General features: G+C 54.4%; 30 protein-coding genes. 17 read left to right on the top strand and 13 right to left on the bottom strand.

What is annotated here, in order from left to right; translation table 11 throughout:
• Nucleotides 1-12 precede the first annotated feature (12 nt).
• From flgD to flgB, 3 genes are read right to left on the bottom strand one after another with little or no spacing between them, the layout of a single operon-like run.
• Nucleotides 13-687, bottom strand: a complete 675-nt coding sequence (gene flgD / locus FA92_RS05755; RefSeq protein ID WP_033782622.1) for a flagellar hook assembly protein FlgD — start codon at nucleotides 685-687, stop codon at nucleotides 13-15.
• Nucleotides 688-699: 12 nt separating this feature from the next.
• The gene (gene flgC, locus FA92_RS05750; RefSeq protein WP_010246371.1) at nucleotides 700-1,104 is read right to left on the bottom strand and encodes a flagellar basal body rod protein FlgC; all 405 of its coding nucleotides are present in this window, start codon (nucleotides 1,102-1,104) and stop codon (nucleotides 700-702) included.
• Between the two features lie 2 nt (nucleotides 1,105-1,106).
• Nucleotides 1,107-1,520 (bottom strand): flagellar basal body rod protein FlgB, encoded by a 414-nt coding sequence (gene flgB / locus FA92_RS05745; RefSeq protein WP_013357439.1) that lies wholly within the window; start codon nucleotides 1,518-1,520, stop codon nucleotides 1,107-1,109.
• Between the two features lie 154 nt (nucleotides 1,521-1,674).
• Between flgB and flgA the strand changes: the two genes are divergently transcribed.
• The 3 genes from flgA to flgN all read left to right on the top strand — a co-directional run bounded on the left by flgA (nucleotide 1,675) and on the right by flgN (nucleotide 3,181).
• Nucleotides 1,675-2,334 (top strand): flagellar basal body P-ring formation chaperone FlgA, encoded by a 660-nt coding sequence (gene flgA, locus FA92_RS05740; RefSeq protein WP_033782620.1) that lies wholly within the window; start codon nucleotides 1,675-1,677, stop codon nucleotides 2,332-2,334.
• 104 nt (nucleotides 2,335-2,438) lie between these two features.
• On the top strand, nucleotides 2,439-2,744 hold the full coding sequence (gene flgM / locus FA92_RS05735) for a flagellar biosynthesis anti-sigma factor FlgM (RefSeq protein WP_033732238.1): 306 nt from the start codon (nucleotides 2,439-2,441) through the stop codon (nucleotides 2,742-2,744).
• A gap of 5 nt (nucleotides 2,745-2,749) precedes the next feature.
• Nucleotides 2,750-3,181, top strand: a complete 432-nt coding sequence (flgN, locus tag FA92_RS05730; protein WP_033732237.1) for a flagellar export chaperone FlgN — start codon at nucleotides 2,750-2,752, stop codon at nucleotides 3,179-3,181.
• 305 nt (nucleotides 3,182-3,486) lie between these two features.
• Here flgN and murJ read toward each other — a convergent pair whose 3' ends face one another.
• The 4 genes from murJ to rimJ form a co-directional block, all read right to left on the bottom strand.
• The gene (gene murJ, locus FA92_RS05725) at nucleotides 3,487-5,025 is read right to left on the bottom strand and encodes a murein biosynthesis integral membrane protein MurJ (RefSeq protein WP_033782617.1); all 1,539 of its coding nucleotides are present in this window, start codon (nucleotides 5,023-5,025) and stop codon (nucleotides 3,487-3,489) included.
• Between the two features lie 121 nt (nucleotides 5,026-5,146).
• A complete protein-coding gene (locus tag FA92_RS05720) occupies nucleotides 5,147-6,067 on the bottom strand; it encodes a Gfo/Idh/MocA family oxidoreductase (RefSeq protein ID WP_033782616.1) in 921 nt (306 codons plus the stop codon).
• A gap of 1 nt (nucleotide 6,068) precedes the next feature.
• Complete coding sequence (locus FA92_RS05715; protein ID WP_013357433.1) at nucleotides 6,069-6,707, bottom strand: DUF480 domain-containing protein; 639 nt, start codon at nucleotides 6,705-6,707, stop codon at nucleotides 6,069-6,071.
• A gap of 13 nt (nucleotides 6,708-6,720) precedes the next feature.
• A complete protein-coding gene (gene rimJ, locus FA92_RS05710) occupies nucleotides 6,721-7,314 on the bottom strand; it encodes a ribosomal protein S5-alanine N-acetyltransferase (protein WP_013357432.1) in 594 nt (197 codons plus the stop codon).
• A gap of 288 nt (nucleotides 7,315-7,602) precedes the next feature.
• On the opposite strand from rimJ, the gene grxB reads away from it, so the two are divergent.
• From grxB to FA92_RS05665, 9 genes are all read left to right on the top strand, one after another.
• Complete coding sequence (grxB, locus tag FA92_RS05705) at nucleotides 7,603-8,250, top strand: glutaredoxin 2 (RefSeq protein WP_013357431.1); 648 nt, start codon at nucleotides 7,603-7,605, stop codon at nucleotides 8,248-8,250.
• Between the two features lie 115 nt (nucleotides 8,251-8,365).
• Complete coding sequence (locus FA92_RS05700; RefSeq protein WP_033782615.1) at nucleotides 8,366-8,929, top strand: lipoprotein; 564 nt, start codon at nucleotides 8,366-8,368, stop codon at nucleotides 8,927-8,929.
• A gap of 134 nt (nucleotides 8,930-9,063) precedes the next feature.
• Nucleotides 9,064-10,107 (top strand): dihydroorotase, encoded by a 1,044-nt coding sequence (pyrC, locus tag FA92_RS05695; protein WP_013357429.1) that lies wholly within the window; start codon nucleotides 9,064-9,066, stop codon nucleotides 10,105-10,107.
• A gap of 62 nt (nucleotides 10,108-10,169) precedes the next feature.
• Nucleotides 10,170-10,415, top strand: coding sequence for a DNA damage-inducible protein I (dinI, locus tag FA92_RS05690; protein WP_003849907.1), 246 nt, complete (start codon nucleotides 10,170-10,172; stop codon nucleotides 10,413-10,415).
• 145 nt (nucleotides 10,416-10,560) lie between these two features.
• Nucleotides 10,561-10,833, top strand: a complete 273-nt coding sequence (locus FA92_RS05685; protein ID WP_013357428.1) for a hypothetical protein — start codon at nucleotides 10,561-10,563, stop codon at nucleotides 10,831-10,833.
• A 246-nt stretch (nucleotides 10,834-11,079) separates the two neighbouring features.
• Nucleotides 11,080-11,334 carry a biofilm formation regulator BssS gene (gene bssS / locus FA92_RS05680; protein WP_013357427.1) on the top strand — a complete coding sequence of 85 codons (255 nt, stop codon included), beginning with the start codon at nucleotides 11,080-11,082 and terminating at the stop codon, nucleotides 11,332-11,334.
• 94 nt (nucleotides 11,335-11,428) lie between these two features.
• On the top strand, nucleotides 11,429-12,541 hold the full coding sequence (gene solA / locus FA92_RS05675) for an N-methyl-L-tryptophan oxidase (protein WP_033782614.1): 1,113 nt from the start codon (nucleotides 11,429-11,431) through the stop codon (nucleotides 12,539-12,541).
• A 295-nt stretch (nucleotides 12,542-12,836) separates the two neighbouring features.
• Complete coding sequence (locus FA92_RS05670) at nucleotides 12,837-13,412, top strand: cytochrome b (RefSeq protein ID WP_033782613.1); 576 nt, start codon at nucleotides 12,837-12,839, stop codon at nucleotides 13,410-13,412.
• 1 nt (nucleotide 13,413) lies between these two features.
• A complete protein-coding gene (locus FA92_RS05665) occupies nucleotides 13,414-13,989 on the top strand; it encodes a YceI family protein (RefSeq protein ID WP_033782612.1) in 576 nt (191 codons plus the stop codon).
• A 39-nt stretch (nucleotides 13,990-14,028) separates the two neighbouring features.
• Here the strand turns inward: FA92_RS05665 and FA92_RS05660 are convergent, their stop codons facing one another.
• The gene (locus tag FA92_RS05660; RefSeq protein ID WP_033782611.1) at nucleotides 14,029-15,078 is read right to left on the bottom strand and encodes a rhodanese-related sulfurtransferase; all 1,050 of its coding nucleotides are present in this window, start codon (nucleotides 15,076-15,078) and stop codon (nucleotides 14,029-14,031) included.
• A 253-nt stretch (nucleotides 15,079-15,331) separates the two neighbouring features.
• On the opposite strand from FA92_RS05660, the gene FA92_RS05655 reads away from it, so the two are divergent.
• The 3 genes from FA92_RS05655 (at nucleotide 15,332) to FA92_RS05645 (ending at nucleotide 17,593) form a co-directional block, all read left to right on the top strand.
• Complete coding sequence (locus FA92_RS05655; protein ID WP_013357422.1) at nucleotides 15,332-16,255, top strand: Kdo(2)-lipid IV(A) acyltransferase; 924 nt, start codon at nucleotides 15,332-15,334, stop codon at nucleotides 16,253-16,255.
• 539 nt (nucleotides 16,256-16,794) lie between these two features.
• A complete protein-coding gene (locus FA92_RS23555; protein WP_033784541.1) occupies nucleotides 16,795-17,061 on the top strand; it encodes a hypothetical protein in 267 nt (88 codons plus the stop codon).
• A gap of 130 nt (nucleotides 17,062-17,191) precedes the next feature.
• Complete coding sequence (locus FA92_RS05645) at nucleotides 17,192-17,593, top strand: MysB family protein (protein WP_013357421.1); 402 nt, start codon at nucleotides 17,192-17,194, stop codon at nucleotides 17,591-17,593.
• Here FA92_RS05645 and FA92_RS05640 read toward each other — a convergent pair.
• The 3 genes from FA92_RS05640 to FA92_RS05630 all read right to left on the bottom strand — a co-directional run bounded on the left by FA92_RS05640 (nucleotide 17,584) and on the right by FA92_RS05630 (nucleotide 22,034).
• Nucleotides 17,584-17,823 (bottom strand): YceK/YidQ family lipoprotein, encoded by a 240-nt coding sequence (locus tag FA92_RS05640; RefSeq protein WP_033782609.1) that lies wholly within the window; start codon nucleotides 17,821-17,823, stop codon nucleotides 17,584-17,586. The two genes, FA92_RS05645 and FA92_RS05640, sit on opposite strands and share 10 nt — an antisense overlap.
• A gap of 130 nt (nucleotides 17,824-17,953) precedes the next feature.
• Nucleotides 17,954-20,506 carry a glucans biosynthesis glucosyltransferase MdoH gene (mdoH, locus tag FA92_RS05635; protein ID WP_033782607.1) on the bottom strand — a complete coding sequence of 851 codons (2,553 nt, stop codon included), beginning with the start codon at nucleotides 20,504-20,506 and terminating at the stop codon, nucleotides 17,954-17,956.
• Nucleotides 20,499-22,034, bottom strand: coding sequence for a glucan biosynthesis protein G (locus tag FA92_RS05630; protein ID WP_179291200.1), 1,536 nt, complete (start codon nucleotides 22,032-22,034; stop codon nucleotides 20,499-20,501). Before FA92_RS05630 ends, mdoH begins: the two co-directional genes overlap by 8 nt.
• Nucleotides 22,035-22,302: 268 nt before the next feature.
• Between FA92_RS05630 and mdoC the strand changes: the two genes are divergently transcribed.
• Nucleotides 22,303-23,445: a glucans biosynthesis protein MdoC gene (gene mdoC, locus FA92_RS05625; protein ID WP_013357417.1), complete on the top strand. Its 1,143-nt coding sequence runs from the start codon at nucleotides 22,303-22,305 to the stop codon at nucleotides 23,443-23,445.
• A 168-nt stretch (nucleotides 23,446-23,613) separates the two neighbouring features.
• Here mdoC and FA92_RS05620 read toward each other — a convergent pair whose 3' ends face one another.
• Nucleotides 23,614-25,074, bottom strand: coding sequence for a phospholipase D family protein (locus FA92_RS05620; protein WP_033782605.1), 1,461 nt, complete (start codon nucleotides 25,072-25,074; stop codon nucleotides 23,614-23,616).
• Between the two features lie 155 nt (nucleotides 25,075-25,229).
• On the opposite strand from FA92_RS05620, the gene FA92_RS05615 reads away from it, so the two are divergent.
• Entirely contained in the window at nucleotides 25,230-26,393 is a 1,164-nt protein-coding gene (locus FA92_RS05615) for a hypothetical protein (RefSeq protein ID WP_033782602.1), read from the top strand.
• Here the strand turns inward: FA92_RS05615 and FA92_RS23430 are convergent.
• Complete coding sequence (locus FA92_RS23430) at nucleotides 26,381-26,554, bottom strand: hypothetical protein (RefSeq protein WP_197061486.1); 174 nt, start codon at nucleotides 26,552-26,554, stop codon at nucleotides 26,381-26,383. The two genes, FA92_RS05615 and FA92_RS23430, sit on opposite strands and share 13 nt — an antisense overlap.
• Nucleotides 26,555-26,581 lie beyond the last annotated feature (27 nt).

Below are 26,581 nucleotides of genomic sequence, written 5' to 3'. Positions count from 1 at the left end.
TTTACTGGTTAATCAGAGAATCTGACGTACGTCGTCAAGGGTGGCGGAGCCCATCGTGCCGAGATCCAGTTTTGTGGTCTCGTCCGCCGTACTCACCCCATTCACGTAGGCGTAGTTAAGCGGTTGTGCTACCAGTTGTGTGCTGCCATTACTTGCAGCAATCGCAACACTGTATTTGCCATCCGGGGCAGTTGAGCCATCACTCAGCTTGCCATCCCATGAGAAGGTGTGGACGCCAGCGCTCAGCGCGCCCAGATCAACGGTGTCGACTACCGTGCCATTGGCATCTTTGATTGTGGCAGTGGAGGCGGTAGAGGCGGAAGTCAGCTCTACGCCAAATGGCGTTGTCGTACCGCTGCCTACCAGAATCTGCCCGCCATTGATCATGACGCCATGCCCAATCAGCGTAGAGCTTTGCAGTGACTGGCTGGTGCTAATCTGGCCGGAGATCGATCCCAGTGTGGTATTGAGTTTTTCAATGCCGCTCAGGGTATTAATTTGTGCCAGCTGAGTAGTGAGCTGGCTGTTATCCATTGGATTGGTTGGGTCCTGGTTTTGTAACTGCGTCACCAGCATAGTCAGGAACTGATTCTGCAGATCCTGCGCACTGTTACCGGTGCCGCTGGTGCTGGATGAGCTGAGGACGGTGGGGTCCAGCTTTTCATTAACGCCTACTGCGATGGTCATGTTTTTTCTCCGTTATTGCCCGAGCGTCAGGGTTTTCATCATCATCGACTTCACTGTGTTGAGCACTTCAACGTTGGCCTGGTAGCTGCGTGACGCCGACATCGTGTTGACGCTCTCAGAAACCACATCCACGTTCGGCATCTTCACGTAGCCTTTGGCATCGGCCATCGGGTTGCCCGGGTCATAGACCAGCTTCGCAGGGGTAGGATCGTCCACGACGCGTGCCACTTTCACACCGCCGGTCGCTGAACCCGGTGCCGCATCAGTCTGGAAGACCACCTGCTTTGCCACGTAAGGCTTGCCATCGGGGCCGGTGACGCTGTCGGCGTTTGCCAGGTTACTGGCACTGACGTTTAATCGCTGTGATTGCGCGGTCATCGCTGAGCCGGCAATGTCAAAAATATTCAGCAAGGCCATAATTATTGCCCTTGTAACACGCTCATCATGCCTTTGATCTGGCTACTGATGAGGGTGAGGTCGGTTTGATATTTCAGGCTGTTATCCGCGAACTGTGTACGCTCACGGTCCATATCTACGGTGTTGCCGTCGGCAGCCGGCTGGTCAGGAATGCGATAAAGCATATCCATTGATGGCGCCCCGTTTGTCTGTGCTTCAATGTGGCGAGCTGACGTGACTTTTAACGCCATGCTGCTGCCTTCCGCACGACCATTGGACATCACCCGACTCAGCTCGCTGGCAAAGTCGATATCCCGGGCCTGATAACCAGGGGTATCGGCGTTGGCAATATTTGACGCCAGGATCTCCTGACGTTGAGCACGCAGGTTGAGGGCCTCCGTTCCAAATTTCAGCGCCGCATCCAGTTTGTCGAGCATGTTTCCTCCGCGTATGAGAATTTCGAGCTCGCAGCTTAATTTGAAAAAGCAAGCCGTCATCGTCTGAATAACGCCTTAAATGACCGCTATTTTGACAATTGAGGATTTTTCTTAACGAGTACACTCGTCGCCATCATCAGTGAGGAACTGCACAATGCGTCGATATCTGACTCTGCTGACCAGCCTGCTGGTCGTGATCGCCCTGCCGGCTTCTGCCGGGGATCTCAATGCACAACTGAATCAATTTTTTAAAGCGCGTGACGCTCAGCATGCTGAAGGCATGGTGGTAGTGGTGCGCACGCCGAAAGAGCAATGGCCAGCCTGTGAGACGCCTAAGTTCACCCTGCCAGGCAATAGCCGGTTATGGGGCAACATGAGCGTGGCGGCAAACTGCGATGAGAATCGCCGTTATATCCAGGTACAGGTTCAGGTCACCGGGTCTTATCTGGTGGCGACCCGGCTGCTGAGCCAGGGCAGCAGCGTCAGCGAAAGTGATTTCACGCTGCAGACCGGCCGCCTTGATACCCTGCCTGCCCGCGCCCTGCTGAATGCGGACGCAGTCGCAGACGCCGTAGTGCTGCGTGATATCCAGCCAGGACAGCCGATTAATCCCTCCACGCTGCGTCAGCCATGGCGTGTTAAGGCGGGTCAGAATGTGATGGTAATTGCCAGTGGCGACGGCTTTGACGCCAGCGGTGAAGGCAAGGCGCTGAACAACGCCGCCCGCTCGCAGTCGGTTCGGGTGAGGATGGGAAATGGCCAGATTGTCAGCGGTAAGGTGCGCGACGATGGGAATATTCTTATAACGCTGTAAAGTGTTAAAGAAGCCCGCAGTGCTGCCGATAGAAGAATCAACAAAGCGATAACGCTATTATGATTCAGGTGGCAGACTTCCCCTGACCGTACAGGAGCCCGAATATGAGCATTGACAGAACGCAACCTCTGAAACCCGCCAGCACCGTCCAGAGCCGCGACAGCAGTGAGTCTGGCAGCAGCAAAGTGCGTCAGAGTGCCAGCCCGGTAGCAGCCACGACCCCCGCTGCAGCCCAGGTCAGCCTGAGCAGCGCGCAGTCGCAGCTGATGCAGCCGAGCAGCAAAGATATTAACGTCGAGCGCGTTGAACAACTGAAAACCGCCATTCGTAATGGCGAACTGAAGATGGATACCGGCAAAATCGCCGATGCGCTGATTGCCGACACTAAGGCGTATTTAGAGGGTAATTAATTCCCATGAGTAATTTGCAGACCACATTAGATAAGATGCAGGACGTGCTGGCGTCGCTTTCAGCGGTGCTGGAAGAAGAGCAGCAGCAACTGGCAGCGGGCAGCATTAACAGCAACCTGTTACAGCGCATCACCGAAGATAAAAGTGCGCTGCTCAGTACGCTGAACTATCTGGATGAGATGCGCCGCACCGCTGAACAGAGTCAGGCGACATCGGCACCTTATCGTGGTCAGAACGACATGGCGCGCCGCTGGGACAGCATTCAGCAGCATACCCGTCGTCTGCAGGATGCCAATGTTCATAATGGCATGCTGCTGCAGCATCAGATTCGCTACACGGAAAATGCACTTGAAGTGCTGAAGCCGCATCAGACTCAGGCCTTCTATGGCCCGGATGGGATGGGTAAAGGCCAGGCGACGTTAAGTCGTAAAGCCTGAGCCGAAAAGTAGCGAAAAAAATCCCGCCTGGTGCGGGATTTTTTATTGGTGCGTTTTTTCCTTCACCATGATTAGCTTTGAAATTGAGCCTGCACAGGGAACAGGGGCAGATCGGAAAGACGCTAAAGCCAATCCCTGGCCGCTCGGCCCGCGCGATTACGCACCTCATCCCTGAGGTGCGCCCGTTGCCGGGCCAACGCTTCGCATTGTTCAAAAACGCTCCCGGCGTTTTTGTCCAGGGCGCGGGACGCTTTCCTCCTCTGCCCCTGTTCCCTGCGCGTTGAGTTTATTTATTGCGGCAAGCTTTACACAGCCGTGCGCCGCGCATAGTCACGCAGCCGGAAGCCCAGCAGCCCCAGCGCCAGGAAATAAGCCCCGCCACCCACTGCACAAACCGCCGCCAGACGCAGCAGTCGCCACAGCATGGCGCCCTGTTCCCAGGCCGGCATCCACTGCAGCATGGCAAACAGCGCGCCGGCCATCACCACTACAGCGATCAGCAGGCGGAGCAGGAAGCTGCTCCAGCCCGGCTGCGGCATAAAGATATTCTTCTTACGCAGCTGCCAGTAGAGCAGCGACGCATTCAGACAGGCCGCCAGACCAATCGACAGTGACAGACCGGCATGTTTCAGCGGGCCAATAAACGCCAGGTTCATTAGCTGCGTCATGATCAGCGTGATAATCGCGATTTTCACCGGCGTTTTGATGTCCTGACGGGAATAGAAGCCCGGCGCCAGCACCTTAACCACAATCAGGCCCATCAGTCCGACGGAGTAGGCGATCAGCGCACGCTGCGTCATCAATGCATCAAAGGCGGTGAACTTACCGTACTGGAACAGTGCCACGGTCAGCGGACCGGAGAGCATGCCCAGCGCCACGGCACTTGGCAGCGCCAGCAGGAAGCAGAGGCGCAGACCCCAGTCCATCAGTCGGGAATATTCATCATGGTTGCCGCTGGCAAAACTTTTAGCCAGCGACGGCAGCAGAATGGTACCCAGCGCCACGCCCAGCACACCCGAAGGAAACTCCATCAGGCGATCCGCGTAGTACATCCAGGAGACCGAACCCGAAACCAGAAACGAGGCGAAGATGGTGTTGATGATCAGCGAGATCTGACTGACGGAAACGCCCAGAATGGCCGGTCCCATCTGACGCATCACTCGCCACACGCCCGCGTCGCGCAGATTAAGACGCGGCAGCACCAGCATTCCCAGCTTTTTCAGGTGAGGAAGCTGATAGCCGAGCTGCAACACGCCGCCCGCGACTACCGCCCAGGCCAGCGCCATTACCGGTGGATGAAAGTGCGGCGCAGCAAACAGCGCAAAACCAATCATGCTGACATTCAGCAGGGTTGGCGCAAACGCCGGCACCGAGAAGCGGTTCCAGGTGTTCAGCACCGCCCCCGCCAGCGAGGCCAGCGAAATCAGCATAATGTAGGGGAACGTCACCCGCAGCAGCGAGCTGGTCAGGGCAAACTTATCGGCACTGTCGGCAAAGCCGGGGGCCGTGACCATGATGACCCAGGGCGCAGCGATCATCCCTGCCACCGTGACCAGCGCCAGTGCCAGCGTCAGCAGGCCTGAGACGTACGCCAGGAACAGTTTCGTCGCCTCTTCACCCTGCTTGCTTTTATATTCAGCCAGAATCGGCACGAACGCCTGAGAGAATGCGCCTTCAGCAAAAATACGGCGCAGCAGATTGGGCAGTTTAAACGCAACAAAGAAGGCATCGGTCGCCATTCCGGCACCAAACACCCGCGCCACGATGGCATCACGGGCAAAGCCCAGTACGCGGGAAAACAGGGTCATAGAACTGACCGCTGCCAGCGATTTCAACAAATTCATAATTGACGGCGCATCCTGAAAAGAATCGGCAAAAAAGGAGAATTAGCGCGGGCACCCGAGGATGCCCGGCGACAGTCTACTGCCACGGAGGGAAATGACCAGCACGGAGTGTTACAAGGCGTTATTCCTGCGTCGCCTCACGCCACAGTTTTTCCACCACACGCTGCGCCATCAGCGCCTGCTCACCGCTGGTTTCAGGCTTCGTCTGATTTTGTACGCAGTCAATAAAATGGCGTGCGGCACCGCTGAAGCCGCGTTGCGTCAGATGACTCTGCCAGGCAGGCGGCGGAGTGATTAGCAGGCCATCACTGCGCTCTTCCTGCCAGTCGCGCATCTCGCTGATGTCGATGCACTTACCGTCACACACTGCGCTGACCCGCTCGCGCTGACTGCCTGCGCGCCGGTGCATGCTGGTGGTGATCGCCAGGCCTTCAACCGCGAAATGGTGTTCGGCATAGAGCATCTGCCCCTGCTCGTTGGTATCAATGCGTCCGTGAACCTGGCGAAACGGCTTGCCGCCCAGCCAGAGCGCGGTGTCCACCACATGCAGGTAGTCATCAAGCAGGGTAAAGCGAAGATCCCATGGTCCGACACTGTCGCTGCGGTGCTTTTCAATCCGCAGAGAAGCCGCGCCATCCATCTCCGCCCGCAGCTGCTGATAGCGCGGGGCGAACCGGCGGTTAAATGCCACCATCAGTTTACGCTGGCGTTTTTCCGCCAGCGCCACCAGCGCTTCAGCCTGCTCCAGGGTTTCAGCCAGCGGCTTGTCGACGCAGACATCTTTTCCTGCCAGCAGCAGCGCCCTGACCACCTCATAGTGGGTGGCGGTGCTGCTGTGAACAAACACCGCGTCGCAGGCTGCGGCTAATTCATTCAATGAGCCAAAGCACTGCATGCGATAGCTGTCACAGATCGGGCGGGCTTTGGCCTGATTCGGGGAAAACGCCCCCACCAGCGTCCAGTCTGTTGCGGCCGACAGCACCGGCAGCCAGGCTTTCTGTGCGATACCGCCCAATCCCACCACGCCAATACGTAATGTCATCTCAGCTCTCCGGTTGCAGCAATTGGGTGAGTTGTGCCTGAAGTGCTGCGACCTGCTGTTCCAGCGTAGTGACGCGCGCCGCCAGGTCGCCCTGCTCCTCCGGCGCGTCGGCAGCCTGATGCGCGTCATCTTCATCGCCCAGCAGATGCATAAAGCGGCTTTCACGCTTGCCTGGCTCACGCGCCAGGCGGATGACCTGTGCACTGTCTTCGCGCTGCATCAAGCCTTCCAGCGTCTGCTCCACTTCGCCGACATCACTGAACTCGTGCAGACGACCGCTGCGGGTACGCAGTTCACCTGGCGTCTGCGGCCCACGCAACAGCAGCAGGGTGAGAAGAGCGACTTCCGCACTATTGAGTTTCAGTGTACCAAACGCGGAATTACAGAAACGCTGCTCATATTTCACCACCCGCTGTCCGGCGGCGCTGCTGCCGGTGACCAGATGACGCTTTTCGAGCTGATCGAGCTGATTCTGTACCTCGCTTTCACTCAGCTCCATCACCGGCTCGCGATTCGATTTCTGATTACAGGCCACCACTACGCCATTCAGTGACAGCGGATACTGCTCTGGCGTGGTGACCTGCTTCTCCAGCAGGCAGCCCAGCACTCGCAATGCCTGCGCGGATAAAGCCATCTTCATGCTCGCGTCCTCATTATTGTCCACGCCGGTCAGGCGTCCATTCCCGCAGGGTTAAGGCCGTCAGCACGTGATCCTGCCAGCGTCCGTCGATCAGCAGATAATCTTTCGCGTAACCCTCTTTTTCAAAACCGAGTCGCGCCAGCAGATCGCCGCTGCGCTGGTTGTGCGGCATGTAGTTCGCCATGATGCGGTGAATATGCTGCTGGCGCTGCATATAGCGGATAGCCGACTGCAAGGCTTCAAACATCAGCCCCTGCCCCTGCCACTTTTCACCCAGTGAATAGCCGAGATAACAGGCGTGAAAGGAACCACGCAGCACGTTGCTGAAGTTCGCCACGCCCCGCACTTCGGTTTCATCGCTGTCCATTAAAATGAAATAGAAGGCCGACCCCTGCTTATGCATGTCGGAAATCAGCCCGAGGCGCGCCTGCCAGCCCGACGGGTAGCAGTGGCTGTCATCGCGCACCGGCTCCCACGGTTTTAAAAACAGGCGGTTTTCCGAATAGTAATCTGCCATTCGCCAGGCATCACGTTCGTGAACCAGACGGACCACCAGTCGATCGGTGGTTAATCGCACCCTGGGCGCGGCAGAACGATAGCCAAACATCCTGACTCCTGAAATCAATGGCTGTGAGTGAAAGCCGTCATTACCCGGCTTTCACTATAACCGCCGCCTGGGCTGCGGTAAAACGTTACAGCGGTTTAGCTTTAAAGAGGTTGATTTTGCTCTGTTATCACAGCGATGACCCGTCGGTTCGCCCGGCTACAGCCACCAATCCTAACTGGCAGGTTTGCCCTGCAGGGTAATCTCTTCCATACTTTTTGAGCGCCCGAAAACAGGATGAATTGATTCACTCTGTTAAACACTAAACCTGTAAAAATCCGGGAGATCAGGATGAAACTCTATATCTATGACCACTGTCCTTTCTGCGTTAAGGCGCGAATGATTTTCGGTCTGAAGAATAAGCCGGTTGAGCTGGTGGTGATGCTCAACGACGATGAAGAGACGCCAAAACGACTGATCGGGCAAAAAATGGCACCGATTCTGCAAAAGCAGGATGGCAGCGCAATGCCTGAGAGCATGGAGATCGTGCATTATGTCGATCAGCAGGATGGCGCGCCGCTGATCACCGGCGCGCTGAACCCGGCGATTGGCGACTGGCTGCGCCACATGAACAGCTATGTCAATAAACTGCTGCTGCCGCGCATTGCCGAAGCGGCCTTTGCCGAATTCGCGACGCCTGAGGCGCGTGCCTATTTCCGCAGCAAAAAACAGGCGAGCCTCGGTGATTTTGAAACGCTGAAGAGTCACTCTGCCGGGCTGATTAAGAATGTGAGTGAGGATCTGCGCAAACTGGACAAACTCATCGTTCAGCCTAATGCGGTAAACGGCGAACTGTCGGAAGATGATTTTAATCTCTTCCCGCTACTGCGCTCCCTGACGCTGGTCGCCGGTATCGACTGGCCGAGCCGGGTGGCGGACTACCGCGATAACATGGCCAAACAGACCCAGGTTAATCTGCTCTCTTCGATAGCGCATTAGTCCCGCCCTGATGAGAGACGCTGCGGCGTTTCTCATCCCTTTCCTGATGACACCCGTCACGCATTCAGGCAGGCTATGGCCTGTTTACTGGCTCTGATATTCAGGATAAAGATCGATGAAAAAGGCTTTTTTCGGGCTGACTGCCCTGTTGATGGCGCTGCTGGTCAGCGGCTGTAATCAACTGACGCAATACACCATCAGCGAACAGGAAGTAAACCAGGCGCTGCAGAAGCACAACAACTACGAGAAGAATATTGGCGTTTCCGGATTGGTTAACGCACACATCGTGCTGAACAACCTGACCAGTCAGATTGGCCGCGAAGAGACGGGTAAAGTGACGCTCTCCGGCAACGCTAAAATTAATGTGACCTCATTGTTTGGCCCGCAGCAGGCCGATATGCAACTGAAGATGCGTGCTCAGCCGGTTTATGATCAGCAGCAGGGCGCCATTTATCTGCGCGATCTGGAGATTGTCGATGCCCAGGTTGCCCCGGAAAAAATGGCCTCAATCATGAAGACGCTGACGCCTTATCTGAATCAGTCGCTGAAAAGCTATTTTGATCAAAAACCCGCCTATGTGCTCAGCGCTGACCGCAGCAAAGGCGAATCGCTGGCGAAAAAATTTGCCAAAGGACTGGAAGTGAAGCCCGGCGAACTGGTCATTCCCTTTACGCAGTAATCCCGATTTCCGCGCCTACTGGCGCGGATTTTCTCTGGCGGCATAAAAAGCAGGTGCAAACGGTTGCCTGAATCCTTATGCTTAGACCCCGGCCAAAACACGCCTTTTGTTTCCTTTCTGCCGGAGCTTCACTGATGACAGCACAACCTCAGCAACTTACCCTGCGTCGCCCTGACGACTGGCATATTCATCTGCGTGATGATGAGATGCTTAAAACGGTCCTGCCTTATACCAGCGCAGTGAATGGTCGTGCCATTGTGATGCCAAACCTGGTGCCGCCGGTAACCAGCGTGGCGGCCGGTGAAGCGTACCGCGATCGCATTCTGGCGGCACTGCCCGCCGATCACGCCTTTACGCCGCTGATGACCTGCTACCTGACCGACTCGCTGGATCCTGATGAGCTTGAGCGCGGTTTCACCGCCGGTCTGTTCACCGCGGCGAAGCTCTATCCGGCGCACGCTACCACCAACTCCAGTCATGGCGTGACCAATATCGCGTCGATTGCCCGCGTGCTGGATCGGATGCAGACGCTCGGTATGCCACTGCTGATCCATGGTGAAGTGACTGATGCACATATCGACATTTTTGACCGCGAAGCCCGCTTTATTGAAACCGTGATGGTGCCGCTACGCAGCCAGTTTCCGGCACTGAAAGTGGTGATGGAGCACATTACGACGCAGGACGCCGCTGAATATGTTGCTGATGCCGGTGAGACACTGGGCGCAACCATTACCCCGCAGCATCTGATGTTTAACCGCAACCATATGCTGGTGGGCGGAATTCGCCCGCACCTCTACTGCCTGCCCATCCTTAAGCGCAACGTGCATCAGGAAGCGCTGCGTAAAGTGGTAGCGAGCGGGAATCCACGCTTCTTCCTTGGCACCGATACCGCGCCGCATCTGCGTCATCTTAAAGAGGCCAGCTGCGGCTGTGCGGGCGTTTTTAATGCGCCGACGTCGTTGCCCGCCTACGCCACCGTTTTTGAAGAGCTGAATGCGCTGGAACATTTTGAAGCGTTCTGTTCTGAAAATGGCCCGCGTTTTTACGGTCTGCCACTGAATGAGGGGACGATCACGCTGGTGCGTGAGCCGTGGCAGGTGCCGGAGTCAATTGCGCTCGGCAGCCACTCACTGGTGCCGTTCCTGGCCGGTGAAACGCTGAACTGGCGCATCGCATAATTTTACTTGCCTCCGGACCATCAATACTGTAAATATATACAGTATCTTAACCGGAGGCTATTATGCGCGTTGAAATTACCGTATCCAATACCCGACCTCTTCCTGCTGGCGCGATAGAAGCGTTAAGCGATGAATTATCGCGCCGCATCGACGAACAGTTCCCTGACTCGACCAATCACGTCAAGGTACGTTACGCCAGTGCTAACAATCTCAGCGTGCTGGGCGGTGGAAAAGAGACGCGCGACCAGATCAGCGAAATCCTGCAGCAGACGTGGGAAAGCGCTGACGACTGGTTCATTACTGATTAACCGCCACTGTGCTTTTTTTCCGGGTGTCGCCACCCGGTTTTTTTATCTTTTCTCCCCTCTCGCACTTCCCCCTCTCTGCATCTAGACTCTTAATGATCAATGCCCTATCCTTGCGCTCGTCACGCATAACAGGAGGTGCTACACCATGACTACTGATAAACCGGAAGAGGCGATGACCTTTGGTGAGTTGTTAGCACTGATTGGTGATCAGCAGCGTCGTTTAACGGTGCTGGAAAATGCCTTTTCCAGTCTGATTTTCTGTCTTGACGATCGTGCCAGTCAGTTGCTGGTGCACAATCTGTCGCTGGAAGCCCAAAATCAAAACCATGATGAGCAGCTTCAGCAGCACTTTGCCCGTCTGGCAGAAACACTGCAAAAACGTGGCGGCGGCATCGTGCCGGAAACCCCGGCACTTTAAGCCCGTTCACGCGGCTTAACCCGCTTTTTGCATGCTCATTGAACAGTGATAAAAATGCCTGCCCGTCAGGCATTTTATTTTTCAACGCCCTCCTTTCAAACGCAAATATTCTGTGAGAAGCTGGCTCACGGCATTTTTTAAACAGTGATACCCGGGTTTACTGTTATAATTGTTTCGCTATCGGAATAAAAAAGCCGCATTGAACCTCATCATGCACTTCGTTTAACGAGTAATAAGGAGGTTATAATGGACAGAAGAAAAGACGTTATCCAGACCCATCCACTGGTGGGCTGGGACATCAGTACCGTTGATAGCTATGACGCCATGATGATCCGCCTGCACTCGCTGTCGTCGCAGGATCAAAAAGAAGAAGAAGCGGATGTTGGCCCGACCTACTGGCTGACAACGGATGTGGCAAGGCAGTTTATCTCGATCCTCGAGGCAGGCATCGCCAAGATAGAATCAGCCGAGCAACCAGAACGACTCCTCAATAAGCATTAATTTCTGCCGCATCAAAGAGGCGCCCTCAGGGGTGCCTTTTTCGTTTCTGTTTCTGGTATGCTTTTGATTATGTGACTCTTAGAGTGTCGTTATCATGATTTATGATCTTATCGTCGTCGGCAGCGGCTCAGTGGGCGCGGCGGCTGGCTACTATGCTACCCAGGCGGGTTTATCGGTATTAATGATCGACAGCGCCCATCCTCCCCACAATCAGGGAACGCATCATGGCGAGAGCCGGCTGATTCGTCACGCGTATGGTGAAGGCGAACGTTATGTTCCGCTGGTTCTGCGGGCGCAGACGCTGTGGGATGAGCTGGAACAGCGCGCCGGTGAGCGCATCATGCACCGCAGCGGCGTACTTAACCTTGCACCTGACCACTCCCCCTTTATCCGGAACGTTATCGACAGCGCGAGCCGCTGGCAGCTCAATATCGAAGTGATGCAGCCCGATGACGTGCGTAAGCGCTGGCCGCAAATCAACGTGCCAGAGGGTTATCTGGGCGTCTTTGAGCCGCAGTCCGGCTTTCTGAAATGTGAACAGGCGGTTCGGAGCTGGATCCAGCTGGCGGAACAGGCGGGCTGTGCGCAGCTGTTTAACTGCCCGGTCTCAGAGATTGGTCGTGATGGCGACCTGCAGCAGGTCACCACTCTGGATGGCATCTATCGGGGCCGCAAAATGCTGATAAGCGCTGGCACCTGGGTCGGCAAATTAATCCCTGGCCTGCCGGTCGCCCCTACCCGCAAGGTATTTGCCTGGTATCAGGCAGATGGCCGCTACAGCGAGAATAATAAGTTCCCCGGCTTCACGGTTGAGATGACAGATGGCAGCCAGTTTTACGGCTTCCCGGCGGATAATAACGCACTGAAGGTAGGTCGCCATGATGGCGGCCAGCTGATGCAGCAGCCTGAAGATCGTAAACCTTTTGGCGCGGTAGCGGCGGACGGCAGTGAGGCCTTTGGTTTTCTCCGTCAGTTTTTACCTGGCGTCGGCGTCTGTCTGCATGGCGAAGCCTGCAGCTACGATTTCAGCCCGGACGAAGACTTTATTATCGATACCCTGCCGGGTGAACCTGACCGCCTGTTGATCACCGGACTCAGCGGACATGGGTTTAAATTTGCCAGCGTGTTAGGCGAGCTTGCTGCGGAATTCGCACAGCAAAAACCGTTCTCCTTTGATTTGTCCCCCTTCCGTCTCTCGCGTTTCTGACTCTGAAAACGGGTGGCATCAGTATGATGCTGCCCTGCTGACATAAACTGACGAAAACTGAACCTTAATGACATAACGGTGACTTATATTTCGCCCATATCGTTAATTACCGTCATTTAACGTTGACGACTATCCCGCCAGAAATATCTCATTCAGTAATACTGGTCATCTCGCCACAGTTTTATTCAACCTTTTCACCCCGAAAATTAAAATTTATAGAAGCGTAAGGTCGATTGCTTTTATATTTCATAATGTGGATGCTTATTTCAGATTATTTCTTCATGAAACCCATATTATGTTATTACGTAATACACCTCATCAGTTTGGGCTGGTTGCTGTACTACTGCACTGGTCAATGGCGCTGGCAATTTATGCCATGTTTGCACTGGGACTCTGGATGGTGGGTCTCGGCTATTACGACAGTTGGTATCACGACGCACCGGAAATCCACAAAAGTATTGGCGTCATCCTGTTGCTGACGCTGATCATTCGTCTGCTATGGCGCGTTATTTCCCCGCCGCCAAAGCCGCTAAGCAGCTATTCCCCGCTGGTACGCATCAGTTCGGTAGTGGCGCACCTGCTCCTTTATACCCTGCTGCTGGCCATTCTGATCAGTGGCTATCTGATCTCCACCGCCGATGGCAAACCGATCGCCGTATTTAACTGGTTTACGCTGCCCGCACTGTTCAGCGGCGCAGGCGAACAGGCAGATCTGGCAGGCGACATTCATCTCTGGCTGGCCTGGACGGTTGTGGTCCTGTCGGTACTGCATGGTCTGGCTGCGCTAAAGCATCACGTTATCGATCGCGATATCACCCTAAAACGGATGTCAGGTTTACGTCTCCCCTTACCCTCTGAAAAGGATAAATAATATGTTTAAGAAGACTTTACTGGCGATGACCGGTGCCGGCCTGCTGCTCGGCTCGATGACTGCCGGTGCCGCGGACTATAAGATTGATAAAGAGGGTCAGCACGCCTTTATCCAGTTCCGCATTCAGCATCTGGGTTACAGCTGGCTCTACGGCACCTTCAAAGATTTTGACGGCAGCTTCACCTTCGATGAAAAGAATCCGGCCGCAGATAAAGTTGACGTGACCATTAATACCAGCAGCGTTGACACCAATCATGCGGAGCGTGACAAGCACCTGCGTAGTGCTGACTTCCTGAACAGCAGCAAAAACCCGCAGGCAACGTTCAAATCCACAGCAGTGAAAAAAGAGGGTGACGAGCTGAAGATTACCGGCGATCTCACGCTGAATGGCGTGACTAAACCGGTGACGCTGGCGGCGAAAATGCTGGGTGAAGGTAAAGATCCGTGGGGCGGTTACCGCGCTGGCTTTGAAGCCGAAGGCGAAATTACACTGAAAGATTTTAATATTACCAAAGATCTGGGACCAGCTTCGCAGAAGGTTGAGCTGATGATCTCGGTTGAAGGTGTGCGCCAGTAAAACAGCAAGCCGCCTGAAGCTCATTTCAGGCGGCCACGCTTATTTCTTCACTGGCGACGGAATAGTCATGTTTAACAGGCCACGCGACTTGTTAAAGATCTTGTTACCATTCTCACGTCCCGCCCGGCGAGCGCGCTGCTCCTCCGGTGAAAGTTTTGCTTCTTCCTGACAGATCGGGCTACAGCAGTTCTCAAACTTCTCTGCGCAGCTTTTGCACTGGATAAACAGCAGATGACAGCCGTCATTCACGCAATTGACATGGGTATCACAGGGTTCGCCGCACTGATGACAGTTCGACAGCACGTCGTCAGAGATCCGCTCACCCATTCGCTCATCAAACACAAAGTTTTTGCCTTTGAAGCGAACCGGTAATCCCTGTTCACGGGCGCGTCGGGCATACTCGATGATGCCGCCTTCAATGTGGTAGACATCCTCGAAGCCGTTATGCCGCATCCAGGCGCTCGCCTTTTCACAGCGGATCCCGCCGGTGCAGTACATGACGATCTTTTTGTCTTTTTGATCCTGCAACATATCAACCGCCATCGGCAGCTGATCGCGAAAGGTATCAGCAGGCACTTCCAGCGCATTATCGAAGCGGCCCACTTCATATTCATAATGGTTACGCATATCGACGAACAGGGCATCAGGATCGTCCAGCATGGCGTTAACCTCCGCCGCTTTGAGATACTGACCTACGTCGCTGGCATCAAAACTGGCGTCATCAATACCGTCCGCGACAATGCGATCGCGCACTTTAAGACGCAGCACCCAGAATGATTTTCCATCGTCATCCAGCGCAATGTTCATTCGCAGGTTGTTCAGCGCCGGGTCAAAGCCATACAGCCACGCTTTCATCTTTTCATACTGGCTGGCGGGCACGCTGATCTGCGCATTGATGCCTTCATGTGCGACATAGACGCGGCCAAAGACTTTGAGTGACGTCAGGCCAAGGTAGAGCGCATCGCGGACGGCTTTAGGGTCGGCAATCTGGAAATATTTATAAAAAGAGACAGTAGTGCGCGGCTCGGTTTCAGCCAGCATGCGCGCCTTTAGCTCTTTATTGGAAACGAGGTTATGTAACACTGGCATGGTGTTCTTTCCTGTTATCAATAGGAGAAATTTAGCGGGCACATGATACCTGATTTCACCGGGATGCAAAGGCCAGTCTCGGAATTATGCGCGGATTGCTGTTTTTTCCGGCACTATCTGGTTATTTAACATCAGCCTGCAGTAGCCTGGTCTGTCAGTGATATTTATACGCACGATAAAAACTGGCACAATGGCGCAAATCAATGAGATATCAGCACTGAATGGTGCGCGACGCAGGAAAATTAACCTTCACATGACTCAGTTGCCTCAGTTTTCACGAGAACTGCTTCACCCGCGCTATTGGCTGACCTGGCTGGGTGTCGCTTCTCTTTATCTTTTGGTGCTACTTCCTTATCCCCTGCTTTATGTGCTCGGCTGCAATATTGGTCGTATTGGGATGCGTTTTATGAAGCGCCGCGTCAATATAGCCCGACGTAATCTGGAATTAACATTTCCGGATATGCCGGTTAATGAACGCGAAGCGATGGTTAAGCACAATTTCGAATCAGTCGGCATGGGATTGATTGAGACCGGTATGGCGTGGTTCTGGCCGGACTGGCGCATCAACAAATGGCATAAGCCTTCGGGACTGGAGCATATCCAGCAGGCGCGCGATAGTCAGCGTGGCGTACTGCTCATTGGTATGCACTTTCTGACACTGGAGATTGGTGCACGCATGTTTGGCATCCATAATCCTGGCATTGGCGTCTATCGTCCTAATGACAACAAACTGATCGACTGGCTGCAGGTAAAAGGCCGGATGCGGTCGAATAAAAGCATGATCGACCGCAAAGATCTCAAAGGCATGATCCGCGCACTGAAGAACGGTGACATCATCTGGTACGCACCCGATCACGATTATGGCCCGCGTAGCAGCGTCTTTGTGCCCTTTTTTGCCGTGGAAAAAGCAGCCACGACGGTGGGCACTCATCTGCTAATCCGCACCGGCAAACCGGCGGTTATCCCCTTCGTGCCACGTCGTCTGCCCGGCGGACGTGGTTATGAACTGATGATACTGCCTGACATCAGCGCCGAATTTACGCTGGAAAGCGATGAAGTGACCGCCGCCAGAATGAATAAAGTGGTCGAAGAGGGCGTCCTGCTGGCCCCCGAACAGTACATGTGGCTCCACCGCCGCTTTAAAACGCGCCCCGAAGGCGAGCCTTCACGTTATTAATCAGTTCGCGCTAAATGTCCGCCAGGCATTTAGCGCGTTTCTGACCCGACATCCAGCTAAATAAATCAGTCGCTCATCACAGAAAAATCCTTTCTGACATATTTCAGTGCCAGTGATGAGTATTGGACTATAGCCGGAATATAATTTCTTTCTGTTTACCGTTAAACTCGCTAACCTATTCCTTTACCGGAAAGCGCTGCACACGTACTTTAGCTTATTATTAATTAATATTGCAGCGATCTCTGTTTAATTTTATCTGGCGCTATTTATTCCATATTCCAGGCCTAATCCTATTTAGCCAGCCTTAATGGTATCTCTGCGCTAATGAATCGATAAAAATTAACTTATTTTACAACTAATTACCCGGATAATTTGGCTTATATTCCATTTTATGCTTTTTTGATGTGCTTATAGATGCTTATGGAATTTGAAGTCGTTTATCCTTATCGGTAATTTCATTTGTAACAGTCAGACCTTTAATGGACCTGACCAAAATTATAAAAAGACAATACACAGCAACCTCTAACGGGACAGATTATATGAACAAAGGTCTCTACTATTACGTTACTATCGGCACCGATCAGGACAATTATCATTTTCTCCATCGAAAGGGGTGCAAACGCCTGCCTGATAAAGAAGAGCTGATATTTATCGGCACATTATATAATCTGAGTCAGGCACTTTCGATCGCCAGAATTAATTTTAAGAAAGTGAAGCCGTGTATAAAATGTTGTATCCGCTACTCCGCACCGGTGATTCATGAGTCCGTTCAGCCCGTCCTGCACTTTCCGCAAAAGATGATCTGACCCTGGCTGGCGGGAAATGCCTTATTTCCCGCCGGTTGCACCGTCCTGCCCTTTCCCTCCCTCAGATTTCGTCTATCCTTCACTGAAATCAAAACAATCCGTAGTTAACGAAACCGTAAGGAGAAGAGCGATGAGCATGTACAGTACGTTAGAGGAAGCGATTGATGCTGCACGTGAGGAGTTTCTCGCTAACAACCCTGAAGTGGATGAAGAAGAAGCCTCAATCGGTCAGTTTGGTCTGCAGAAATATGTGATGCAGGACGGTGATATCATGTGGCAGGCTGAGTTCCTGGCAGATGAAGGTGATGCGGGTGAATGTCTGCCTTTCCGCAGCGGTGAAGGCGCACAGGCTATTTTTGATGCTGACTTTGATGAAGTGGAGCTGCGCCAGGAGTGGCTGGCGGAAAATACGCTGCATGAATGGGATGATGGTGAATTCCAGCTGGAGCCGCCGCTTGACACCGAAGAGGGTGAAGCAGCGGCACAAGAGTGGGAGGATGATAACAGCGACTCCGATCGCAGTTATTCGTAAGGACCGTGACTGGCATCCACCGGTAATAACAGGGTGTCCATCACCAGGGACAGCGGCAGATCAAGGATGGTCAGTACCCGCCACCCGCTGTCACGCACATCCCACTGCACGCCAGGATAATATTGATTACCGTGCCCCTGTCCGGGCACGGTACGGCTGATAATACTGCCGCATCCGCTTAAACAGAGCACAGCCGCAACGATAACGCCTGTTTTTAATAACCCTTTCACCACTAATATCCGCCCTGAACAGCCGTTGAAGTCGTCACGCGCTACCTGCGGTAACGTCCAGCACTCAATTTATCATCCTGACGCTGTTTTAATCCGATAAAAAAAGCGGCATCGCTGCCGCTTTTTCAGATTACGCGTTTTTTGCCAGCGCGTGAGGGTTGAGCGTGAGTTTCTGATAACTCTCTACCCACTGATGATACTTGTCCGCGTTTTCCCACAGTCGGGTGTGAACACGGGCCAGCACTACCGGATCGCTGATCAACTGCAGACGCTGTTCACGACCCAGTTTATCCGGAGCATCGCTCAGCGCCTGATCTACACGGCGGTCACGCGCATAGTCCAGTAACTGACTCTGCTTATGACGCGATGTCGCCAGTGCCGTTGCCAGCGCGTTGAAGGCGGGATGGAACAGGGCATGCATAAAGCCATTTTCCAGCGCGCGCTCACGATTCAGCAGCACATAGCGATCGGTATCGACCAGCTCCTGCGGCGGCGAGTACTCTTCCGGAATCAGGAACAGCTTCGCTCGCTTGCTCTTAAGGCCTAATGTTGCGCGGCTCGACATCACCGAAACAAACGGCGACAGGATCAGTGAGAAGACAATCGGAGCCAGCCACCACAGGAAGTTAAGATCCAGCAGTCCCATACCAATTGCCCACACCAGACCCAATGCCATCTGCGAGCCGTGACGTTTAAACGCCTCGCTCCATGGAGTGGCATCGTCATCACGCTGCGGTGAGTTCCACACCACTTCCCAGCCGAGGAAAGCACTGACCACAAACACCGTATGGAACAGCATGCGCACTGGTGCCAGCAGCACCGAGAACAGCGTTTCCAGCACCAGTGATGCCAGCAGGCGCAGCGGACCACCGTAGGCCTTCGATCCTTTAAACCAGATCAACACCACACTCAGCATCTTCGGCAGGAACAGCAGCACCATCGTAGTTGAGAACAGCGCTATCGCCAGCTCAGGACGCCACTGCGGCCAGACCGGGAACAGCTGTCTGGGTTGCAGGAAGTAGGTCGGTTCCATCAGCGTATGCACCACCTGTAAGGCAGTGGAGAGCGCCAGAAACATGAACCACAGCGGAGCCGACAGATAGGACATGACACCGGTCAGGAACACCGCACGGTGAACCGGGTGCATCCCTTTTACCAGGAACAGGCGGAAGTTCATCAGGTTACCATGACACCAGCGGCGGTCACGCTTCAGCTCATCCAGCAGGTTTGGTGGCAGCTCTTCATATGAGCCCGGCAGGTCATAGGCAATCCAGACGCCCCAGCCTGCACGACGCATCAGCGCGGCTTCAACGAAGTCATGCGACATGATCGAACCGGCAAAAGAGCCTTCACCCGGTAACGGGGCCAGCGCACAGTGCTCAATAAAGGGTTTCACGCGGATAATGGCGTTATGGCCCCAGTAGTGAGACTCGCCCAGCTGCCAGAAGTGCAGACCGGCAGTAAACAACGGACCGTAGACGCGGGTTGCGAACTGCTGACAGCGTGCATAGAGCGTATCCATACCCGAAGCTTTCGGCGACGACTGGATGATACCGGCATTCGGATTCGCATCCATCATGCGCACCAGACCGGTCAGACACTCACCGCTCATGACGCTATCGGCATCCAGTACGACCATGTAGCTGTAGTTGCTACCCCAGCGACGGCAGAAGTCATCGATGTTACCGCTTTTACGCTTCACACGACGACGACGGCGGCGATAGAAGATCTTGCCCGCCCCGCCAACATCCCGCACCAGTTCCATCCAGGCTTTCTGCTCGGCAATGGCGATATCCGCATCGTAACTGTCGCTGAGAATGTAGACGTCAAAATGTTCAGCGTTCCCGGTGCGAACCACGGATTCCCAGGTTGCACGCAGACCCGCATAGACACGTTCAACGTCTTCATTACAAATCGGCATAATCAGCGCGGTACGATGTTCCGGATTCAGCGGCTCATCTCCGACCGTTGAATACGAGATACTGTATTTGTCACGGCCAATCAACAGCTGCAGGAAGCCCATCAGGGCAGTCCAGAAACCGGCTGAAACCCAGCAGAACAGGATAGCGAACAGGAACAGGATGCCGGTCTGCAACACATAGGGCAGGATCTGCATCACCGACTGCTGCCAGTTCTGATTGATCATCTCCATCGGGTCCAGCAGCGTCCAGCCCTGATAGGGCAGAATGCTCTTCATGTACCAGGTGGCAACCACGGTCTGGAAAATGGTCAGGATCAGCAGGATGTAGCGGCGAATCGAACCGACATGACGCCACTTCTCTTCGGCACGCTGCTCTTCCGCATTGGCATAACGCGGCACCGATTTGTGTCCACGCAATGAGTCCCAGGCACGGGCAACCGGGTTGGTACGCCAGGCTTCCGGGAACATCAGTGAGCGTTTGACCTTCGGCATCGCTTTCAGCGTGGTGCGGTCGAGATAATCTTTACCTAACTGCTGGCCGTCAGCCAGCGAATCGGGCCAGGCCATTTCGACCCGCGATGAGACCGATTTTAACGGCGCATCGTCGGGACGATCACTGGCTGCGACATCCCTGCCCAGCGCATCATGGATGAAGTGGAACTCGCCGGCATTCTGCAATGAGACGCTCAGGCGGGCCTTCCCTGCCGCATCCAGCGGCAGAGATTCCACATAACGTTGAGGTGTAAAAGTGGATTTATTCATTGGCAGGTAACTGATAGCTCCAGGTTTCCGTCAATGTCTTGTCGCCGCTTACCAGGGCCGCACGCATTTCGGTGGACTGCTTGGTATCTTTCACACGCAGACGCAACACCAGACGCCAGCCTTTGGTGACCGGGTTATAACGTACGCTCTGCTCAACCACATCGGCATTTTTGCCGACGCTGACCTGCGGGGCCACCTGGCTGTTTTCCGCCATCTTACTCATGTCTTTACCCACGAAGTCGATGGTGAAAGCCACGGTGCCATCCGGCTGACGCACGAGATTAGACTGCTTCACGTCACCCGCTGAACGGAGGGTATTTTTGACCCAGGCCGTATCATCGGAGTGCAGCTGGTTTTCGTCGCGCGAGAAATGCAGACGGTATTTGAAGTTCATCTCTTTGCCAGGCTCTGGCAGTGTCTCTGGCGTCCAGAACGCAACGATGTTGTCGTTGGTTTCGTCTGCCGTCGGGATTTCAACCAGTTCAACCCGGCCTTTACCCCAGTCGCCGATTGGCTCAACCCAGCCGCTTGGACGCAGGTCATAGCGGTCATCAAGATCCTGATAGTTGTTAAAGTCACGCCCGCGCTGCAGCAGACCAAAACCTTTTGGATTTTCGATGGTGTAAGTGCTCACCGCCAGATGACGCGGGTTATTCAGCGGACGCCAAATCCACTCCCCGTTGCCATTGTGGATGGAGAGACCGTCCGAGTCGTGCAGTGCCGGACGGAAGTTGTTCACCGTGGATGGCTGATTCTGACCAAACAGGAACATACTGGTCAGCGGCGCAATACCCAGTTTGCCGACGTTATCACGCAGGTAAACTTTTGACTGCACATCAACGGTTGACGCCTCACCCGGATGCAGCACAAAGCGATACGCACCCGCCGCGCGCGGCGAATCGAGCAGTGCATAGATCACCAGCTGTTTGTCCTGTGGTTTAGGACGCTGAATCCAGAACTCTTTGAAACGCGGGAACTCTTCACCGGACGGCAGTGCCGTATCGATGGCGAGTCCACGCGCCGACAGGCCATAAACCTGACCGGCACCGATCACCCGGAAGTAGCTGGCACCAAGGAAGCTGGCGATCTCATCGTTTTTACCCTTGTTGTTAAGAGGGTAAAGCACTTTGAAACCGGCAAAACCGAGGTTTTTCACCGCATCCGCGTCATGTTTTACATTACCGAAATTAAAATAATCGGGGTTGTATTTAATCTCGCGCACCGCGCTGGCGGTCACTTCGTTAATCTGCACCGGGGTATCGAAGTACATACCCTGATGATAGAATTCCAGCTTGAATGGCGTGCGCAGTTTGCCCCAATACGCTTTATCGTGGTTAAACTGGATCTGCTGATAATCAGCAAATTTCATTTCACGAAATTGAGAGGGTAAATTGCTTTTAGGCGCTTCGAAGCTTTTCCCTGCCAACGCTTTGGCTTGTTTTGCAACATCATCGATGTTAAACGCCCAACTGTTATTAGCGTACAACGCCAGCAGAACCGCAGTACCAATCCAGCGTACCTTCATCAGTCCGGCTTTATTTTTTTCTTTAGTCAGCACATCCCCCCCTTTCGTGTGCTTAAATCAAACCCGTTTATCTTAAAGGATTATTCGGTTTTCCGACAGCTTATGCGCAACATTGTTCCCGCATTTCGTCAGGCTTAACGCTACTTTTAGGACAATTAGACACTACGGATTCCACTGATAGTATACCCGGTTTATCCCAGGTAGAATTTTGCCCGAGCATAATCCGGTTTCAGGGTGAAACTGGCCAAACGTACTAACGAACTGGAACTTTATGAGTACTGTAAAACCTGAACGTGAATACTTCCTCGACTCCATCCGCGCATATCTGATGTTACTGGGGGTGCCGTTTCACGTTTCCCTCATCTACTCAGCACAGAAATGGGCAGTAAACAGCCAGGAGGCCTCGTTATGGCTGACGCTGCTGAATGATTTTATCCATGCGTTTCGCATGCAGGTCTTTTTTGTCATCTCGGGCTATTTCTCCTACATGCTGTATCTGCGCTATCAGCCACGCCGTTTCCTGAAGGTGCGACTGGAACGCGTGGGGATACCGCTTCTCACCGCCGTTCCGCTGCTCACGCTGCCGCAATTTTTCATGCTGAAAGCGTGGACAGATAAACTGGCTGACTGGCCGCGTTTCACGCCGTATCAGAAGTTTAATAACCTGATGTGGGAGCTGATTTCACACCTGTGGTTCCTGGTGGTGCTGGTGATGCTGACTACGCTGGGCATGGTGACGTTCCGCTGGTTGCGCGATCAGCATCGCACCATTGATTACACACGGGTTGGCTGGGGTGCACTGACCGCTGGCATGCTGGCGTGGGCGCTGGTGTGGTGCGTGTTCCGCCGTCTGGTGTTTATGTTTCAGCCCGCCTGGCTGATGGATGGTTTGTTCAGCATTGTTGTGATGCAGACACTTTTCTATCTGCCATTCTTTATGCTCGGGGCGCTGGCGTGGAAGCATCCACCGCTGAAGCAGCTGTTTGTACGGTTTAATCCGGTGATGTGGATTGGCGCGGTGTTGATGTTTGTCGCCTACTGTACCAATCAGCGACTGAGCAGCGGCGATGGCTGGTTATATGAGCTGGATGCGATCATCACGACGCTGATGGGCCTCTGCATGCTGAACGTCTGCTTCTGCTTTGGTCACAAACTGCTGAACGCGCATTCACCGCGCATCATGTATCTGGTCAATGCATCGCTGTTTATCTACCTGGTGCACCATCCGCTGACGCTGCTATATGGCATTTATGTCACGCCGCGCATCGAAAATAACACGCTGGGCTTCTTCGTTGGCCTGTTGATGGTGTTTGGCATCGCGTTTCTGCTGTATGAGATTCACCTGCGCATCCCGCTGCTGCGGTTCCTGTTCTCCGGGAAGTTTGAGCGCAAACAGGCCGGACAAGGGAATTGATGGTGTTATATACAGACAGCACAAAAACTTAAAGCGATGGGAGCAAACGCCAGTAGCAAAGCATAGCGGGCCAGGGATGGCCCGCGCTGAGCCCGCCATGGATGGCGGGTTTTGCGTCTTTGCGAAGGGCGTATGCTCCCTGAGCCCGCGCAGGGTCCATCCTGGATCTTACAGCAGCCACTCAATCGGCAGTCGCCACACTAACCGCACCTGAAGCCGTTGCCACCAGGAGCAGCCCGGCTCGTGCTTGTGCACGATCTGCTGCGGCTCGTCCGGATACTCCAGCCAGTTTACCCGTCCCCACTTATCCAGCCGCAGTGTCCATGCCCGATCGCGCATCGACTGGCTGAAACGCTGATGCGTTTCTCCGGCCAGCGCCGCACTCTCGATAACCAGTCCCATCTCGGTATTCAGCACGGCTGAACGGGGATCGAAGTTAAACGAGCCGATAAACAACGTTTTTTGGTCCACCGAAAAGGTTTTGGCATGCAGGCTGGAGCCAGAATTACCGGTTAAGCCCCGGTCGTGCGGGGCTTCAGGGACGCCCGCCTGCGGTTTCAGCTCATAAAGCGCAATGCCGTGGCGCAGCAGCTTTTTGCGCCATTTAGCGTAACCGGCATGAACAATCGACACATCGTTGGCCGCCAGCGAGTTGGTCAGAATGGCAATTTTCACCCCTTTGCGCTTCAGCGCCAACAGCTGGGCGACACCTGCGCGGGTTGGCACAAAGTAGGCCGAGATGATGTCGAACTGCTGTTGTGGCGTGCCAATCACCTCCAGCATCCGCTGCGGCAGCAGGCTTCTGGCGCGTGCTTTACCCAGCCCTTTACGCGGATCGTCACTCAGCAGGTGCGCTTTTGCCCAGGTCAGCGCCAGCGTCCCCTCTTCCAGCTCCTGCAGCAGCGATGAATTTTCCAGCCGCTGCAGGTAGCGCTGCACCGGTTCACTGTGACGCCATTCTGCTGGCAGACTCACACTGTCCTCTTCCGGCGCCTCGTCATCCAGCACCTTCTGCAGCGGCGACACCGGCTTACTGTGCCAGTAGCGCTCAAAATCCTCTGCAACCTCTTTCACCACCGGGCCAATCGCCATCACATCGAGATCGGCAAATAGCGGTTCATTACCGGTGCCGAAATATTCGTCGCCGATATTGCGCCCGCCGACCACGGTCGTCACGCCATCCACCGTAAAGCTTTTGTTGTGCATGCGGCGGTTCAGACGGGCAAAATCGGTGAGATAGCCCAGCGCTCGCAGGGTGCGAAACGAAAATGGGTTGAACAGCCGGACCTCAATATTGGGATGGCGATTAAGCTGGGCCAGCGTCTCGTCCAGACCCGGCGTATTATTGTCATCCAGCAACAGCCGTACCTTCACGCCGCGCCGGGCTGCTTCCAGTACAGCGCTGAACAGCAGCCGGCCAGAGAGATCGTTTTGCCAGATGTAATACTGAATATCGAGTGAACGCTCCGCTTTCTGTATCAGCAAATAGCGGGCAGCAAAGGCATCCAGCCCGTCGCTGAGCTGATGGACACCGCTCAGCCCCGGATGGCGCTGGCACTGGGGCTCAAGCCGTGTTTCCAGCCAGCTGGTCTGTTCTGATGGCTGCGAGAGCTCAAACGCTTCGGTCATGTAAATTCCCTGTAAAATGCAGTTATTTTTATTATTCCCCGGCCTGGTGTCTGACGCCATACCTCTGCTCCGATTGAGTGAGCGGTCACGGGCGTTTTTTAGTCTAGACTTAACCGGACGATCTGTGACCGGCATTTGTCCGGCAGGAGAGGAATATGTCTCATCAATCCCTTACAGATGCCCGCCAGCGCTACCATCCCAGCCTGTTTCGCAGCTTTTTCCAGGGAAGTTTCCCCTGCTCCACCGCCTGCCGTACGCCAGGGAAACGTCTGGATATGGTGATCAGCAGCGGACACGATATGCTGCTGGAAAAAGATTATGCCGCGCTGGCTGAGCAGCATCTGCTCACCGCCCGCGACGGTGCGCGCTGGCATCTGATTGAAAAGATTCCCGGTCAGTATGACTGGCAGAGCTTTCTGCCCATGGTTGACGCCGCACGACGTCAGCAGATGGAGATCATCTGGGAGCTGGCGCACTTTGGTTATCCCGATCATCTTAATATCTGGAAAGCCGAATTTGTTGATCATTTTAGCCGGTTCGCCCGCGCGATGGCGCAACTGATGCGCGACCAGGGCATTGAGCGCCCCTTTTTTACACCGGTGAATCAAATCTCATTCTGGTCGTGGGCCGGTGCGGATGTCGCCTGGTTTAATCCCCATGCCGAACAGCGTGGTAAAGAGCTGAAGCGCCAGCTGGTCCGCGCCTCGCTGGCGGCGATTCATGCGATTCGCGACGTCTATCCGGAGGCACGCTTTGTGCTGACCGACCCGCTGGTTCAGATTGCCCATCATCCTGATAACCCGGACAGCAAGCCTTATGCCGATGCGCATCACCAGGCGCAGTTTGAAGCCTGGGATATGCTGGCTGGCCGCGTTGATAAGGAGTTAGGCGGCAGTGAAGATTGCCTGGATATTCTGGGCCTGAACTACTATCCCGACAACCACTGGTTTTTCCCCAATCAGCCGATGTCACAGGATGATCCGGTGCGCGAGCCGCTGCATATTCTGCTGGCGCAGTGCTGGCAACGCTTCCGGCGTCCGATGCTGATTGCCGAAACCGGCGCAGAAGGTGATGCACGTGCGCCCTGGCTACAGGAGATCAGTGAAAATGTGGCGGTGGCGCTGGATCAGGGCATTGCGGTGGAGGGGATATCGCTCTATCCGGTGGTGGAATATCCCGCCTGGGCCGATGACCGACGTTCGCCAGGTCCGCTGCTGGGATTAGCCGATCCCAATGGCAACCGGAACCTGCATGAGGCGTTAGCGCTGGTGTTGCGCAGTCAGCAGATTAAGTTTGCGACGCGTAATCAGACAGGCTGAGACGGTACTTTTTTGGGGTGACAGGACTGAACGTCGAGCGTGGGGTCGGCAGGATGACGAACGTCGGTCAGCCAGACCATCGTAAACAGGAAGGTCACCCCGATCAGGCAGGCAGCCAGTAAACCGATAATTGCGATTAATTTATCATCTCCGGAGTCCATCGCCTTCTCCTTATTCAGTCCGTTGGA

This window comes from Pantoea sp. 9140 (assembly GCF_000745295.1).
GTDB classification, from domain to species: domain Bacteria; phylum Pseudomonadota; class Gammaproteobacteria; order Enterobacterales; family Enterobacteriaceae; genus Pantoea; species Pantoea vagans.
The sequence above is the reverse complement of the archived record's forward strand: the minus strand, read 5'-3'. Positions and strand labels throughout refer to the sequence as shown.

Coding starts and splice junctions, on each gene's coding strand:
- flgD (WP_033782622.1), bottom strand. CDS start 687: ATGACCATCGCAGTAGGCGTTAATGAAAAGCTGGACCCCACCGTCCTC.
- flgC (WP_010246371.1), bottom strand. CDS start 1,104: ATGGCCTTGCTGAATATTTTTGACATTGCCGGCTCAGCGATGACCGCG.
- flgB (WP_013357439.1), bottom strand. CDS start 1,520: ATGCTCGACAAACTGGATGCGGCGCTGAAATTTGGAACGGAGGCCCTC.
- flgA (WP_033782620.1), top strand. CDS start 1,675: ATGCGTCGATATCTGACTCTGCTGACCAGCCTGCTGGTCGTGATCGCC.
- flgM (WP_033732238.1), top strand. CDS start 2,439: ATGAGCATTGACAGAACGCAACCTCTGAAACCCGCCAGCACCGTCCAG.
- flgN (WP_033732237.1), top strand. CDS start 2,750: ATGAGTAATTTGCAGACCACATTAGATAAGATGCAGGACGTGCTGGCG.
- murJ (WP_033782617.1), bottom strand. CDS start 5,025: ATGAATTTGTTGAAATCGCTGGCAGCGGTCAGTTCTATGACCCTGTTT.
- FA92_RS05720 (WP_033782616.1), bottom strand. CDS start 6,067: ATGACATTACGTATTGGCGTGGTGGGATTGGGCGGTATCGCACAGAAA.
- FA92_RS05715 (WP_013357433.1), bottom strand. CDS start 6,707: ATGAAGATGGCTTTATCCGCGCAGGCATTGCGAGTGCTGGGCTGCCTG.
- rimJ (WP_013357432.1), bottom strand. CDS start 7,314: ATGTTTGGCTATCGTTCTGCCGCGCCCAGGGTGCGATTAACCACCGAT.
- grxB (WP_013357431.1), top strand. CDS start 7,603: ATGAAACTCTATATCTATGACCACTGTCCTTTCTGCGTTAAGGCGCGA.
- FA92_RS05700 (WP_033782615.1), top strand. CDS start 8,366: ATGAAAAAGGCTTTTTTCGGGCTGACTGCCCTGTTGATGGCGCTGCTG.
- pyrC (WP_013357429.1), top strand. CDS start 9,064: ATGACAGCACAACCTCAGCAACTTACCCTGCGTCGCCCTGACGACTGG.
- dinI (WP_003849907.1), top strand. CDS start 10,170: ATGCGCGTTGAAATTACCGTATCCAATACCCGACCTCTTCCTGCTGGC.
- FA92_RS05685 (WP_013357428.1), top strand. CDS start 10,561: ATGACTACTGATAAACCGGAAGAGGCGATGACCTTTGGTGAGTTGTTA.
- bssS (WP_013357427.1), top strand. CDS start 11,080: ATGGACAGAAGAAAAGACGTTATCCAGACCCATCCACTGGTGGGCTGG.
- solA (WP_033782614.1), top strand. CDS start 11,429: ATGATTTATGATCTTATCGTCGTCGGCAGCGGCTCAGTGGGCGCGGCG.
- FA92_RS05670 (WP_033782613.1), top strand. CDS start 12,837: ATGTTATTACGTAATACACCTCATCAGTTTGGGCTGGTTGCTGTACTA.
- FA92_RS05665 (WP_033782612.1), top strand. CDS start 13,414: ATGTTTAAGAAGACTTTACTGGCGATGACCGGTGCCGGCCTGCTGCTC.
- FA92_RS05660 (WP_033782611.1), bottom strand. CDS start 15,078: ATGCCAGTGTTACATAACCTCGTTTCCAATAAAGAGCTAAAGGCGCGC.
- FA92_RS05655 (WP_013357422.1), top strand. CDS start 15,332: ATGACTCAGTTGCCTCAGTTTTCACGAGAACTGCTTCACCCGCGCTAT.
- FA92_RS23555 (WP_033784541.1), top strand. CDS start 16,795: ATGAACAAAGGTCTCTACTATTACGTTACTATCGGCACCGATCAGGAC.
- FA92_RS05645 (WP_013357421.1), top strand. CDS start 17,192: ATGAGCATGTACAGTACGTTAGAGGAAGCGATTGATGCTGCACGTGAG.
- mdoH (WP_033782607.1), bottom strand. CDS start 20,506: ATGAATAAATCCACTTTTACACCTCAACGTTATGTGGAATCTCTGCCG.
- mdoC (WP_013357417.1), top strand. CDS start 22,303: ATGAGTACTGTAAAACCTGAACGTGAATACTTCCTCGACTCCATCCGC.
- FA92_RS05620 (WP_033782605.1), bottom strand. CDS start 25,074: ATGACCGAAGCGTTTGAGCTCTCGCAGCCATCAGAACAGACCAGCTGG.
- FA92_RS05615 (WP_033782602.1), top strand. CDS start 25,230: ATGTCTCATCAATCCCTTACAGATGCCCGCCAGCGCTACCATCCCAGC.
- FA92_RS23430 (WP_197061486.1), bottom strand. CDS start 26,554: ATGGACTCCGGAGATGATAAATTAATCGCAATTATCGGTTTACTGGCT.